This is a genomic window from Actinoallomurus acanthiterrae (assembly GCF_054775715.1).
Genome location: NZ_BAAHCO010000001.1, coordinates 4,575,449 through 4,587,358, shown reverse-complemented (window position 1 = coordinate 4,587,358; position 11,910 = coordinate 4,575,449). Strand labels below are relative to the sequence as shown.

15 protein-coding genes are annotated in these 11,910 nt (G+C 69.6%); 10 read left to right on the top strand and 5 right to left on the bottom strand.

Annotated elements, in window-relative coordinates; translation table 11 throughout:
- Window positions 1-3: 3 nt before the first annotated feature.
- The 3 genes from ACYVF7_RS22120 to nac form a co-directional block, all read right to left on the bottom strand.
- Window positions 4-777, bottom strand: coding sequence for an SDR family oxidoreductase (locus tag ACYVF7_RS22120; RefSeq protein WP_460343704.1), 774 nt, complete (start codon window positions 775-777; stop codon window positions 4-6).
- On the bottom strand, window positions 774-1,769 hold the full coding sequence (locus tag ACYVF7_RS22115; RefSeq protein WP_460343701.1) for a 2-hydroxyacid dehydrogenase: 996 nt from the start codon (window positions 1,767-1,769) through the stop codon (window positions 774-776). Before ACYVF7_RS22115 ends, ACYVF7_RS22120 begins: the two co-directional genes overlap by 4 nt.
- An 89-nt stretch (window positions 1,770-1,858) precedes the next feature.
- Entirely contained in the window at window positions 1,859-2,776 is a 918-nt protein-coding gene (nac, locus tag ACYVF7_RS22110; RefSeq protein WP_460343698.1) for a nitrogen assimilation transcriptional regulator NAC, read from the bottom strand.
- 266 nt (window positions 2,777-3,042) lie between these two features.
- On the opposite strand from nac, the gene ACYVF7_RS22105 reads away from it, so the two are divergent.
- Genes ACYVF7_RS22105 through ACYVF7_RS22070 form a run of 8 tightly spaced genes read left to right on the top strand, consistent with a single transcriptional unit; the run spans window position 3,043 to window position 9,602 of the window.
- Window positions 3,043-3,894 (top strand): LamB/YcsF family protein, encoded by an 852-nt coding sequence (locus ACYVF7_RS22105; protein ID WP_460343695.1) that lies wholly within the window; start codon window positions 3,043-3,045, stop codon window positions 3,892-3,894.
- A 1-nt stretch (window position 3,895) separates the two neighbouring features.
- The gene (locus tag ACYVF7_RS22100) at window positions 3,896-4,522 is read left to right on the top strand and encodes a 5-oxoprolinase subunit B family protein (protein ID WP_460343693.1); all 627 of its coding nucleotides are present in this window, start codon (window positions 3,896-3,898) and stop codon (window positions 4,520-4,522) included.
- Window positions 4,452-4,610 (top strand): hypothetical protein, encoded by a 159-nt coding sequence (locus ACYVF7_RS22095; RefSeq protein ID WP_460358044.1) that lies wholly within the window; start codon window positions 4,452-4,454, stop codon window positions 4,608-4,610. Before ACYVF7_RS22100 ends, ACYVF7_RS22095 begins: the two co-directional genes overlap by 71 nt.
- Window positions 4,603-5,589: a 5-oxoprolinase subunit C family protein gene (locus tag ACYVF7_RS22090; protein WP_460343690.1), complete on the top strand. Its 987-nt coding sequence runs from the start codon at window positions 4,603-4,605 to the stop codon at window positions 5,587-5,589. Before ACYVF7_RS22095 ends, ACYVF7_RS22090 begins: the two co-directional genes overlap by 8 nt.
- Before the next feature lie 13 nt (window positions 5,590-5,602).
- Entirely contained in the window at window positions 5,603-6,916 is a 1,314-nt protein-coding gene (locus ACYVF7_RS22085; RefSeq protein ID WP_460343687.1) for an MFS transporter, read from the top strand.
- Between the two features lie 48 nt (window positions 6,917-6,964).
- Window positions 6,965-7,708, top strand: a complete 744-nt coding sequence (locus ACYVF7_RS22080; RefSeq protein ID WP_460343684.1) for an SDR family oxidoreductase — start codon at window positions 6,965-6,967, stop codon at window positions 7,706-7,708.
- Between the two features lies 1 nt (window position 7,709).
- The gene (locus ACYVF7_RS22075; RefSeq protein WP_460343682.1) at window positions 7,710-8,909 is read left to right on the top strand and encodes an aspartate transaminase; all 1,200 of its coding nucleotides are present in this window, start codon (window positions 7,710-7,712) and stop codon (window positions 8,907-8,909) included.
- Between the two features lie 18 nt (window positions 8,910-8,927).
- A complete protein-coding gene (locus ACYVF7_RS22070) occupies window positions 8,928-9,602 on the top strand; it encodes a 4-carboxy-4-hydroxy-2-oxoadipate aldolase/oxaloacetate decarboxylase (protein ID WP_460343679.1) in 675 nt (224 codons plus the stop codon).
- 45 nt (window positions 9,603-9,647) lie between these two features.
- On the opposite strand, the gene ACYVF7_RS22065 is transcribed toward ACYVF7_RS22070, so the two are convergent.
- Window positions 9,648-10,211: an LGFP repeat-containing protein gene (locus tag ACYVF7_RS22065; RefSeq protein WP_460343676.1), complete on the bottom strand. Its 564-nt coding sequence runs from the start codon at window positions 10,209-10,211 to the stop codon at window positions 9,648-9,650.
- Window positions 10,212-10,243: 32 nt separating this feature from the next.
- Entirely contained in the window at window positions 10,244-10,684 is a 441-nt protein-coding gene (locus ACYVF7_RS22060; protein ID WP_460343673.1) for an ATP-binding protein, read from the bottom strand.
- Between the two features lie 272 nt (window positions 10,685-10,956).
- Between ACYVF7_RS22060 and ACYVF7_RS22055 the strand changes: the two genes are divergently transcribed.
- Both ACYVF7_RS22055 and ACYVF7_RS22050 read left to right on the top strand, forming a co-directional pair.
- Complete coding sequence (locus ACYVF7_RS22055) at window positions 10,957-11,694, top strand: DUF5753 domain-containing protein (protein WP_460358041.1); 738 nt, start codon at window positions 10,957-10,959, stop codon at window positions 11,692-11,694.
- Complete coding sequence (locus ACYVF7_RS22050; protein WP_460343670.1) at window positions 11,691-11,810, top strand: DUF397 domain-containing protein; 120 nt, start codon at window positions 11,691-11,693, stop codon at window positions 11,808-11,810. Before ACYVF7_RS22055 ends, ACYVF7_RS22050 begins: the two co-directional genes overlap by 4 nt.
- Window positions 11,811-11,910: the final 100 nt, after the last annotated feature.

The following is an 11,910-nucleotide window of genomic DNA, read 5'->3' as shown; positions in this document are numbered from 1 at the left end:
CCTTCAGAGGACGGACAGCATGCCGCCGTCGACGTACAGGATCTGCCCGTTGACGAAGTCGGACGCCGGTGACGCCAGGAAGATCAGGGCGCCGATCAGGTCGGAGACCCTGCCCCATCGCCCGGCCGGCGTGCGTCCCCGCACCCACGCGCTGAAGTCTTCGTCCGCGACGAGCGCCTCGGTGAGCTCGGTCGCGAAATAGCCCGGTCCCAGGCCGTTGACCTGGATGCCCGATGGGCCGAGGTCCGCGCACATGCCCTTGGTCAGCAGCTTCAGCCCGCCCTTGGTGGCCGAGTAGGGGGCGATGCCGGGCCGTACCGTCTCGCTCTGCACCGAGCAGATGTTGATGATCTTTCCGTGGCCACGAGGCGTCATCCGGCGGGCGACCTCCCGGCCCATCACGAAGGCGCTGGTGAGGTTGGTTTCGATCAGCCGGTGCCAGTCGTCGTCGGTGAAGTCCACCAGCGGCGCGCGGCGCTGCATCCCGGCGTTGTTGACCAGGATGTCGATCGGCCCCGCCTCGTCCTCGATCGCGGCGACGTTCGTGGCCACGGCCGCCGAGTCAGTCACGTCGAAGGCCCGGGCGAACACCCTGCCACCCGCGAGCCCGGCCAACTCGGCGTGCGTCCGCGCGAGGACCGCCTCGTCACGGCCGTTGAGGACCACCGTGCACCCGGCTTCCAGCAGCCCTTGGGCCAGCGCACGGCCGATGCCCCGGCTGGATCCGGTGATCAGCGCGACGCGCCCCTCGATGTCGAACAGCGGGCTGCCCGTCATGCCGGCACCGCCGTCGTGCCGGGCAGGGGCGTACGGGCGGGGTGCCCGCCGAGGACGTCGAGCACGTTGTCCACGGCGAGGTCGACCATCGCGGCGCGGGTGGTCTCGGTGGCCGAGCCGATGTGCGGCAGGGCGAACAGGCCGGGCCGGGCGATCAGGTCGGCGACGTCCGCGCCGCGCGGTTCGTGTTCGTACACGTCCAGCCCTGCCGAGTGGATGGTGCCGTCGTCGAGGGCGCGCAGCAGCGCGGCCTCGTCCACGACCCCGCCCCGGGAGGTGTTGATCAGCGTCGCGGTCGGTCTCATGGCGCGGAGCTCCGCCGGGCCGATCAGGTGACGGGTGGCGTCCGTGAGCGGGACGTGGAGCGAGACGATGTCGGCCTCGGCGAGCAGTTGTGGCAGCCCGACCGGGGTGGACGATCCATCGGCGGCCGGCCCGAACGGATCGTGGTGCAGCACCCGCATGCCGAATCCGGTGGCGCGCCGGGCCACCGCCCGGCCGATCTGCCCGTAGCCGACGAGGCCCAGGGTCGCGCCGTGGACGTCCAGGCCGAGGTAGTCCCCCATCCGGAACACGTCCCACGCTCCGGCGTGCAGCGAGTCGCGGGCGGCGCCGATCCGGCGGCGGGCGGCCAGGATCAGCGCGAACGTCAGGTCGGCGGTGGTCTCGGCCAGCACGCCGGGCGTGTGGGTGACCACGACCCCGCGTTCGGCGGCTGCCCGCCGGTCCACGCCGTCGAACCCCATGCTGGCCAGGCTGACCACCCGCAGCTCCGGGCCGGCCGCGTCCAGCAGTCCGGCGTCGATGCGGTCGTTGCCGAGGGCCAGGATGGCGCTGACACCGCCCGTGCGCTCGGCGAGCCCGGCCAGTTCGGCCGGCTCCGGCCTGCTCGTGCCCGCCCAGGAGACGACGTCCGTGTCCGTCCGGGACGTCAGGCGGGCCAGTCCGCCGCCAGGGAGAGTGTCACGAGTACTGAGCACACGCCTTTTCATCCACCGCTCCCATGATGCCTTTTGCTGCCGAGAGGTGGAAACGTTAGTCAGCGCTCAGTCCGCCTGACCAATATCTGATTCGTGTGACGTCATCGGGCGCCGTTATTCCTGTCGAATTCGAGGATCAGCTCGTGAAAGAGATCGTGTACGGCGAGGGCGGGCTCCGACAGCGGCTGGTGGTCGGACGTGCACAGCGAGAGCTTGACCTCGATCGCGGGGTCGACGATCCGCCGCACCACCAGATTCCGCACGTCGAGGATGGCGTGGGCCGCCGACCAGGGCAGCACGGTGGCGCCGAGACCAGCTCCGATGGCGCTCACGAGAGTCAGGACCGACTCGATCTCGCCGACGACCTTCGGCTCGAGTGAGGCACGGCGGAAGGCGGCGTCCACGACCTGGCGGATGGTGTGGATGCGGCTCGGCAGCAGCAGACCCACGCCCGCCAGCTCCGTGATGCAGACGTCGTCTCCTTCGGACGCCGGCCGGGTGCCCGGCGCGGCGACCAGGCACAGGTCCTCGGTGCGCATCGGCTCGAACTGGACGCCGCGGATGGGGCCGGCGTCGTAGATGAACGCCATGTCCATGCGGCCGGTCATGATCGCCTCGCTGATGACGCCGCCGAAGTTCTCGTTGATGTGCAGCAGGATGTCGGGGTAGCGCTCCCGCACGGCCTGCAACAGCGGCAGTGCCAGTGCCGCGCCCGTGCTGTACGGGGCCAGACCGACCGAGACGCTCCCGGCGGGGGCCCGTCCGCACACGTCGACCGCCGCCTGGGCGTGTTCGAGCTGGCGCAGGATCAGCTGGGCGTGCTGGTAGAGGGCGCGCCCGGCCTCGGTGGGCGCCACCCCGCGCTTGCTCCGGATCAGCAGCTGCTGCTTGAACTCGGTCTCGAGCATGGAGACCTGGTGACTCAGCGCCGGCTGCGCGATGTGCAGGATGTCGGCGGCGCGCGTGATGCTCCCGGCGTCGACGATCTTGACGAATGAGTACAGACGCCTGGTGTCCATCGGCGACCTCCTGCCTGGTCGGAGGGCTCATCGTACGAGGTCGGACACGGACCGTGTCGTCCCGGCGCGGTGCGCTGTCATAGCGAGGGCTTATCACGTCACACGCAACGCGTATTTGATGCGCCGATGGCACGGCATTACCGTCATCGAAACGCAAATTCCGGCCCCACTGCGAACTCCCGAAAGAATCATGACGGCCGCGCAAATTATATTACCGGCCGCTTTCCGAGAAGCCGCGTCTCTCCTTTTTTCGAGCGGAGGATGACATGACACACGTGATCGATCTCGTGGCCGACCTCGGCGAGGGGTTCGGCGCCTACACCATGGGCGACGACGAAGCGCTGCTGGACGTCCTCACCTCGGCCAACATCGCCTGCGGCTTCCACGCGGGCGATCCACGGATCATGGACGCCACCGTCCGCCACTGCGTCGAGCGCGGTGTCGCCGTCGGCGCGCACCCCAGCTTCCCCGACCTCGTCGGGTTCGGCCGCCGTGCGATGGACCTGTCGCCGGACGAGGTCCGCACCGACGTCCTCTACCAGGTGGGAGCCCTGCAGGCGTTCGCCGCCGCGCACGGCACCCGCGTACGGCACGTGGCGCCGCACGGCCGCCTCGGCAACCTGGTCGCGACGAGGCGGGACTACGCGGCCGCCGTGGCCGACGCGGTCGTCTCTCTCGACCGGTCGCTGATCGTCCTGGCGCAGGACGGGGAGCTCGCCGACGCCGCCCGGGCCCGTGGCCTGCGGGTCGGCATCGTCGGGATCGCCGACCGGGCCTACCGCGACGACGGGACCCTCGTGCCCAGGAGCGAACCCGGCGCCGTCATCCACGACGAGCGGGAGATCAGTGAGCGGACGGTCCGGATGGTGACCGAAGGGCTGATCCGCAGCACCAGCGGCCGCGACATCCCCGTCGAGTGCGACACCGTCCTGCTGCACGGCGACACCCCCGGCGCCCTCGCGCTCGCCCACCTCATCCGCAAGGAACTGCTCGCGGCGGGCGTGACGATCGCCCCACTGGCCGACGTGCTCGACGCCGGGTCCGGCGTTGTGGGCGCGCTCGACGCCGCTGCCGACGTCCTCGACGCCAAGTCCCACATTTCAGGAAACGGCGGCTGAGATGGACCACGGCATCCTCATCGCGGACTGCGGCGACTCGGCCGTCGTGGTCAAGGCCACCGGCGACGATGACCACGCCTGGCGGGTCGTGCACGCCCTGGCCGACGCGATCGAGGCGGCCCGGCCCGATGGCGTGTACGGCATCGTCCCCACGTACGACTCGCTGCTCGTCGAGTTCGACTGCTCCGCCACGGACCACGGCACGGTGCAGCGCGCCGTGCGCGGCGCGGCCGGGCGGCTCGCCGCGAAACCGGCCTCCTCCCCCAGACGGTTCACGGTCCCGGTGGTCTACGGCGGTGAGTACGGCCCCGACCTGCCCGTGGTGGCCCGGCAACTGGGGCTGACCGAGCGGGAGGTCGTCGAGGTTCACACCGCCCGGGACCTGACGGTGCGCTGTCTCGGCGCGCCGGTGGGCGCCCCGATGATGGACGGCCCCGCGTTCCCGAAGCCGGTCCCGAGGCTGGCCTCGCCGCGTACCAGCGTCCCTCCCGGGTCGGTCGCGGTGGCGGGCCGGGCAGGCCGTCATCTGCCCGATGCGCTCTCCGGGCGGGTGGCCGCTGCTGGGCCGTACCCCGCTGCGCGTCCTCGACCTCGACGCCGAGCCGCCGGCCCCGTACCGGCCCGGTGACACCTTCCGGTTCGTGCCGATCACCGCCGAGGAATGGCACGACCACGACGGCGCGATGCTGACGGCCGAGGCGGTGGCCCGTGGCTGACACCCTCACCGTCGACCGCGCCGGTCTCTCGGCCGTGCAGGACCTCGGGCGGCTGGGCCACTCCCGCTACGGCCTGCCGGTCAACGGCGCGCTCGACCAGTACTCCGCCCGCGTCGCCAACGTTCTGGCCGGCAACGACGAAGGTGCTCCGCTGCTGGAGATCACGGCGTTCGACTTCGCCTGCACGCCCTCGGCCGACGTGCTCGTCGCCGTGACCGGCGCCCCCGCCGACCTCACCGTCGATGGCGTCCCGCGCCCGCGGTGGGAGCCCGTCGTGGCCCGGGCGGGCGAGACGATCCGGATCACGGGCATCAGGCTCGGTGTCCGCGTCTACCTCGCCGTGCACGGGTCGGTGGAGTCGCCGTTCCTGCTGGGCAGCTGTGCTCCCGACACGATCCTCGGATTCGGGCGCACGCTGCGCGACGGCGACGAGCTCGCCGTACGTACTCCCTTCCCACCGGTCGACCATCCGGTCTTCGGCGTCCCGCTGTTCCGGATGCGCGCGTCCGTACCGCGCTTCGGCGAGGCGTGGACGATCGACGCCACCGACGGTCCCGACGTGGCGGAGTTCGGTGATTCGGCGGACCGGCTGTTCCGGTCGGCGTTCACCGTCACGCCGCAGAGCGACCACATCGGCCTGCGGATGCGCGGCGACGTGCCGCGCCGGACGGCGACCGGCGAGGTGCTCTCCCGGGGAGTGCCCGTCGGAGCGGTCGAGGTGCCCGCCGGCGACGAGCTGCTCGTCCTGCACCGAGGCCGCGGCGTCACCGCCGGCTATCCCGTCCTCGCGGTCGTCACGTCGACCGGCCTGTCCGCGCTGGGGCAGGCCCGCCCCGGCCAGTCCGTCCGCTTCCGGCGACGAACGATCGCCGAGGCCGTGGCCGCGTACCGGTCCCAGCGCGCCGACATCGACGCCCTGCGGATCCGCGTACGCACGGTGTTCAACGCACTCCGTATTCCCGTTACCGTCAGTCACTAAGGAGGCAGCCCCCATGGCCACCGTGGCAGCACAATCCATCCCCAACACGGTCGATTCGAGAACGGCGCGAAAGATCACCCTCGCCGGCTGTGTCGGGATCTTCGCCGAGCTCTACGACAACGGCATCTTCGGCTTCATGGCGGGGACGCTGGGCACCGTCTTCTTCGCCTCCGATTCGAAGAACGCCGTCCAGCTCGTCTTCCTGGGCTACGCGGTGTCCTTCTTCTTCCGGCCGCTCGGCGCCGTCATCTGCGGTCACCTCGGTGACCGCATCGGGCGGCAGCGCATGCTCGTCTTCGTCATCCTGCTGATCAGCGCCGCGACCGCGGCGATCGGCATCCTGCCCACGTACGCGAGCATCGGCATCGCCGCACCCGCCCTGCTGATACTCCTGCGCGTGCTGCAGGGCTTCTCCGTGGGCGGCGAGGCATCCGGGGCGATGAGCTTCCTCGCCGAACACGCCCCCGAGGGCAAACGTGGCCTCTACACCAGCTACGCCCAGATCGCCTCCTTCCTCTCCCTGCTCACCGGAACGCTGCTCGCCGCCGCCCTCACCCAGGGCCTCGGTGCGAAGCACATGGAGTCGTACGGCTGGCGCATCCCCTTCCTGCTGGCCATCCCCCTGGGGATCACCGGCATCTACATCCGCAAGCGCATCAGCGACACACCGAACTTCCTGCGCCTGCGGGAGGGCGGCGGGGTGGCGAGGAACCCGCTGAAAGAGGCCTTCACCTCCGCCGAGCACCGCCGCGCGATGCTGCTCGCCCTGTTCATCCCGCTGATGAACGGCTCCGGCTACTACGTGCTGTTCACCTTCATGCCGACCTTCATGAGCGGCAACCTCCACTTCAGCAAGGTGCAGGGCCTGCTCGTCACCGCGACCAGCCTGGTGGCCATCTCCATCGCCATCCCCTACATGGGCCGGCTGTCCGACCGGGTCGGGCGCAAGAAGGTCATCGCGGGCGCGGCGATCGCCATGGCGATCGCCGGCATCCCCTGCTACCTGCTCATCGGCACCGGCAGCGTCCCGCTCGCCATTCTCGGCGCGTGCGTCATGGCGGTCATCTTCGCGGGCCACACGGGCGTCATCCACATCCTGCTCGTCGAGCTCTTCCCGACCCGGCTGCGTTACTCCGCCTACGGGCTCGGATACAACATCTCCTCGGCTCTCTTCGGCGGCACCGCGCCGCTCCTGATGACGTACCTCATCGCCAAGACCGGCAGCGTCAACGTGCCCGCCTTCTACGCGGTCCTCACCGCGCTCGGCACGCTCATCGCCGTATCCCGGGTGAAGGACAGGGCACACCAGCCGCTGCGCGACGCGTAACGACCGGCCGTCTCACCCGTCCACCGTCTTCTTCTGGGAGCAATTCACATGTCCTTCTCCGACTACAAGACCGCCCTGGTGACCGGTGCCTCCACCGGGATCGGAGCGGTGGTCGTCGAGCGCCTGGCCAAGCAGGGGCTCGAGGTCCACGCCGTGGCCCGCGACGCCGAGCGGCTCGGCGACCTGGCCCGGCGTACGGGATGCACGCCGCACGCCGTCGACATCACCGACACCGCCGCGCTGGCGGAGGTCGTCCGGGGCATCGAGGTCGACGTGCTCGTCAACAACGCGGGAGTCTCCCGCTCGGGGAACATCCTCACCGCCGACGAGTTCGCCGTCGACGAGCAGGTCGCGGTCAACATCCAAGCGGTGCTGCATCTCGTACGCCTGGTCATGCCGGGAATGGTGGAACGCGACCTCGGGCACATCGTCAACGTCAGCTCGATCGCCGCCGTCTACAACTTCGGCGGCAACACCATCTACCACGCCACCAAGGCGGCCGTGCACACCCTCTCCCGGCAGCTTCGCGTCGACGGGTACGGTCACCGGATCCGCGTCACCGAGATCTGCCCCGGCCGGGTGGAGACGGAGATCTTCGGCCGGCTGCTCGGCGACATGGAAGAGGCCCAGCGCCAGTACTACGACGGGTACGAATCGCTCAAGCCGGAGGACATCGCCGACGCGATCGACTTCGCCATCGCCGCGCCACGCCACGTGAACATCGGGCACCTGGAGATCATGCCGACCTTCCAGGTGCCGGGTGGCCTCAACTTCGAGAGGCGGACCGACTGACATGGCACTGGCACAGCGGGTCGACCGCATCAAACCGTCGCCGAGCACGGCCGCCGCTCAGCGCGTACGCGAGCTCAAGGCGCAGGGTCAGCAGATCCTCGACCTCACGGTGGGCGAGCCCGACTTCGACACCCCCGACCACGTCAAGGCCGCCGCGATCGAGGCGATCGGGCGGGGCGAGACCAAGTACACGCCCGTCAACGGAACCCCGCAGCTCAGGGCGGCCATCGCCGACAAGCTCGCCCGGCGGCACGGCCTGCGCTACCCCACCGAGCAGATCACCGTGGGCGGCGGGGCGAAGCAGATCATCTTCCTCGCGCTGACGGCCACGCTGAACCCGGGCGACGCGGTCATCGTCCCCGCGCCGTACTGGGTCTCCTATCCGGACATGGTGCTGGCCAACGACGGCATACCCGTCGTCGTGCCGTGCTCGGAGGCCGACGGATTCAAGCTGACGGCCCAGCGGCTCGAATCCGCGATCACCGACGCGACGCGCTGGGTCATCCTCAACGCCCCGAACAACCCCACGGGCGCCGCCTACACCACGGACGACCTCCGCGCCCTCGCCGACGTCCTGCTCGCCCACCCCCACGTCCGGGTGCTGACCGACGAGATCTACGACGAGATCTGGTACGGGCCGGAACTCCCCCGCACCATCGTCGCGGTCGAACCGCGGCTGGCCGACCGGGTCTTCCTCACGAACGGGGTGTCCAAGACGTACGCCATGACCGGCTGGCGGATCGGCTACGGCGCGGGCCCGGCGGACCTGGTCGGGGCGGTCAACAAACTGCAGTCGCAGATCTCCTCGTGCCCCTCGTCGATCAGCCAGGCGGCCGCCACCGCCGCGCTCACCGGCGACCAGGGCTTCATCCGCGACACCGTCGCCGTCTACCGGGCCCGGCGGGACGAGACAGTGAAGATGCTGACCGACGTCCCCGGCCTGACGTGCACCACGCCGAGCGGCGGCTTCTACGTGCTCGTGGGCTGCTCCGGGCTGCTCGGCCGGCGCACCCCGGCGGGCGAGGAGATCCGCACCGACGAGGACTTCGCCCGCTACCTGCTGGAGTCGCAGCAGGTGGCGGTGATCCACGGAGCGGCCTACGGAGCACCCGGCTACTTCCGGATCTCTTTCGCGACGTCGAGCGCCGTCCTGACCGAGAGCTGCGAGCGCATCGCCCGCGCCTGCGCCGACCTTTCCTGATCTTTCGGAGACAAACCGATGCTGCACGTCAACACGAAGTTCGACCGCCCCGACCCGGCACTGGTCGAGCGGCTGAGCGCGTACTCGTCCGCCACCGTCCATGAGGCACAGGGCCGGCTCGGCGCACTGAGCTCGAAGATCAAGCCGGTCGACGACACGATGTCGCTGTGCGGGCCCGCGTTCACCGTGCGCTGCGCGCCCCGGGACAACATCATGCTCCAGGTCGCCATCGCGTACGCCAAGCCGGGCGACGTCATCGTGGTGTCCGCCGGCGAGTACGCCGAAGCCGGTTCCTTCGGCGACGTGCTGGCCAACGCCTGCGTGGCCAAGGGCCTCGGCGGGCTGGTCACCGACACCGGCGTCCGCGACACAAGGGAACTGCGCGAACTCGGGTTCCCGGTGTTCTCCCTCAGCGTCTCCATCAAGGGCACGGTCAAGGAGACCGTCGGCCCGATGGCGGAGCCCGTGATGATCGGCGGCGAGATCGTACGGCCGGGCGACGTGGTGCGCGGTGACGCCGACGGCGTCGTGGTGGTGCGGCGCGAAGACCTCGGCGAGGCCGTTCGCAGATCCCAGGAACGCGTCGACGCCGAGGCCGAATACATCGCCGCCTATCGCGCCGGGAAGAGCGTCATCGAGGTCAGCGGCCTCGCCGCCGTCCTCGAGGCGAAGGGCCTGGTCATCGACGAGTAGCACCAAGGCGGGGCGCCGCCGTGGCCGCCGCCCCGCCCTGATCCCTTACAGGGAGATGTAGACGGGGAGGGTCCAGCCCTGGCGGCATTGGTGCGATCCGGCATTCAGGTCGCAGCCTTCGACGACGATGCGGTACTGGCCGGGGCGAAGGCCGGTCCAGAAGACCGACCCGCTCTGCTCGGGGCACATCTGCAGGGTGCCCACGGCACCGCCGCACTCCTGGTCGCCGTTGATGTCCTGGCCGTCCCGGCGGATGTTGACCAGCCAGTCCACGTAATGGAACGGATCGCTGCTGCCCCAGTCGAAGTGGACGATGCTGCCCAAGGTCCGGTAAGCGGAGACCACCATGTTGTTGCCCTGGCTCGGCGACCAGGCGATCGCTCCGTTCTCGAACCACTGGTACATCCCGTTGCCGTAGATGGACGCGTCACCGGTCGGGCAGCCGAACGCGGCGCGGTGCTGCTGCCACCTCTGGGTCAGCTGCTCGGGAACGGAATGGCCGCAGTCCTTCCTGTCGGCGGCGCCCGTCGCCGCCAGGGCGGGCACCGCGCCGGCCGACCCGAGGACGACGGTGAGGGCCACGGCCACGCACTGGATCGCTCGCTTCATCCGCTCTCCTGGACGATGGAAGTTTACTTACTCTATGCGTTTAATTGAACACTAAGAGTACAGGGTGGTGGGCCGGAGGCGATGGCCCACACCGTCCTGCCGCCATCGTCGTGCAGCCTCCAGCCCCAGTCGTTCGAGCCCGTCTTGAAAAGGGGGATCCGCCCGTCCGCCGGTACGGTCGGTGGCGTCTCGCTGGTGTCCCACACCTCGATCAGCACGGCACCATCCTGACGCGACAGGGTCAGGTCGACGGCGTCGCCGACCTCCAGCGCGTTCCTGACGAGTTCGGCGGCGATACGTTGCACCTCGCCGAGCCTTTCCCGCATGTTCCAGGCGGAGAGCGCGATCTCCGACAGCTGATGCGCTTGCTCGATGGCGACCGGATGCGGCGCGAGCGGAAACCAGTACGCGAGGCTCTCCGGCTGTTGTGCCGTCTTGTCGTCTCGGTCTTCGACGTCTGACGTCAGCGACATTCCTGCGCCCTCCTCGTTTCTCGCCTTCCCGGCTCGAGCGTCCGGTCGCTGCGACGACGCCCGGCTTCACCGAACGGCATGACCAGGCTCACATGACCGGTTACGCTTTGCTACGAACCGCGGCCCACCGCGGCGTAACCCAGACGTGACCAGTGAGACCCAACGCGGCTTACCCCCGGAGGCCGGCCATGGTGGCACAGCGCGACCCATACGAGTCCCCCACGATCCGAGCGTTCGCCGCTGAGCTGGAGACATAGCGCAGCGACGCCGGGCTGTCGAAGGTCGAGCTCGCCGAGACGCTCGGATACACGCCGCAGCTGATCAGTCAGCTCGAAGGCGCCAAGAACATCCCGTCGAAGAAGTTCGCCGAGGACACGGACACGTTCTTCAGGACCAACGGCCTGTTCGTCCGGCTTTGGAAGCTGGTCAACGACACCCGCCACCTCGCCGCCCTGCCGCCGGGATTCTCCGACTTCGTCGAGCGCGAAGCCCAAGCGGACGCGATACGGGTCTTCGGACTCCTGCTGGTCACCGGCCTGCTTCAGACCGAAGAGTACGCTCGCGAGATCCTGCTGACCGTACAGCAGCCGAACGTGGTCGACCGGTTCATCGCTTCGCGCATGGAGCGTCAGGCGATCCTCGCCCGCGACAAGCCGCCACGCCTGTGGGCCACCTTCGACGAGAGAGCCCTGCATTGCATGGTCGGCGGTCCGGACATCATGCGTGGTCAACTCCAGCATCTGCTGGAAGCGTCCGAACGCCCCAACATCATGATCGAGGTCGTGCCGATCAGCGCGGGCGCCTATGCCGGCCTGGAAGGCAGCTTCACCTTGCTTCGCTTTGACGGTCGGCCCGACCTCGCGTACACCGAAGCCGCAGGTCGCGGGCAAGTCGTGGAAGACCCGGCCGGGGTCGCGGACTTCCACGTAAGGTACGACTTGATCAGGGGACATGCCCTGCCAGTGGCGGAGTCCCGAAAGTTGATCAAGTCGATCATGGAGGGCCTATGAACACGCCCGACCTGTCAGCGGCGCAGTGGCGCAAGAGCAGCCGCAGCGGCGGAAGCGGCGGCGAGTGCGTCGAGGTGACCGCGATCGCCTCCCCGTCCGCCGCACGAGAAGCCTGACCCAGATGAGCCGGGCCTGATCGTCAGCAGCGCCCGTACGAGCCTCCGTCCCGCTCCGGGAGGGAGGCTCGTCGCATGCCGGGCACGGGCCGGTCCCCGG

What these genes read in the sequence shown, in the direction of transcription:
- ACYVF7_RS22120 (WP_460343704.1), bottom strand. Translation starts at nt 777, where the DNA reads ATGACGGGCAGCCCGCTGTTCGACATCGAGGGGCGCGTCGCGCTGATC.
- ACYVF7_RS22115 (WP_460343701.1), bottom strand. Translation starts at nt 1,769, where the DNA reads ATGAAAAGGCGTGTGCTCAGTACTCGTGACACTCTCCCTGGCGGCGGA.
- nac (WP_460343698.1), bottom strand. Translation starts at nt 2,776, where the DNA reads ATGGACACCAGGCGTCTGTACTCATTCGTCAAGATCGTCGACGCCGGG.
- ACYVF7_RS22105 (WP_460343695.1), top strand. Translation starts at nt 3,043, where the DNA reads ATGACACACGTGATCGATCTCGTGGCCGACCTCGGCGAGGGGTTCGGC.
- ACYVF7_RS22100 (WP_460343693.1), top strand. Translation starts at nt 3,896, where the DNA reads ATGGACCACGGCATCCTCATCGCGGACTGCGGCGACTCGGCCGTCGTG.
- ACYVF7_RS22085 (WP_460343687.1), top strand. Translation starts at nt 5,603, where the DNA reads ATGGCCACCGTGGCAGCACAATCCATCCCCAACACGGTCGATTCGAGA.
- ACYVF7_RS22080 (WP_460343684.1), top strand. Translation starts at nt 6,965, where the DNA reads ATGTCCTTCTCCGACTACAAGACCGCCCTGGTGACCGGTGCCTCCACC.
- ACYVF7_RS22075 (WP_460343682.1), top strand. Translation starts at nt 7,710, where the DNA reads ATGGCACTGGCACAGCGGGTCGACCGCATCAAACCGTCGCCGAGCACG.
- ACYVF7_RS22070 (WP_460343679.1), top strand. Translation starts at nt 8,928, where the DNA reads ATGCTGCACGTCAACACGAAGTTCGACCGCCCCGACCCGGCACTGGTC.
- ACYVF7_RS22065 (WP_460343676.1), bottom strand. Translation starts at nt 10,211, where the DNA reads ATGAAGCGAGCGATCCAGTGCGTGGCCGTGGCCCTCACCGTCGTCCTC.
- ACYVF7_RS22060 (WP_460343673.1), bottom strand. Translation starts at nt 10,684, where the DNA reads ATGTCGCTGACGTCAGACGTCGAAGACCGAGACGACAAGACGGCACAA.
- ACYVF7_RS22050 (WP_460343670.1), top strand. Translation starts at nt 11,691, where the DNA reads ATGAACACGCCCGACCTGTCAGCGGCGCAGTGGCGCAAGAGCAGCCGC.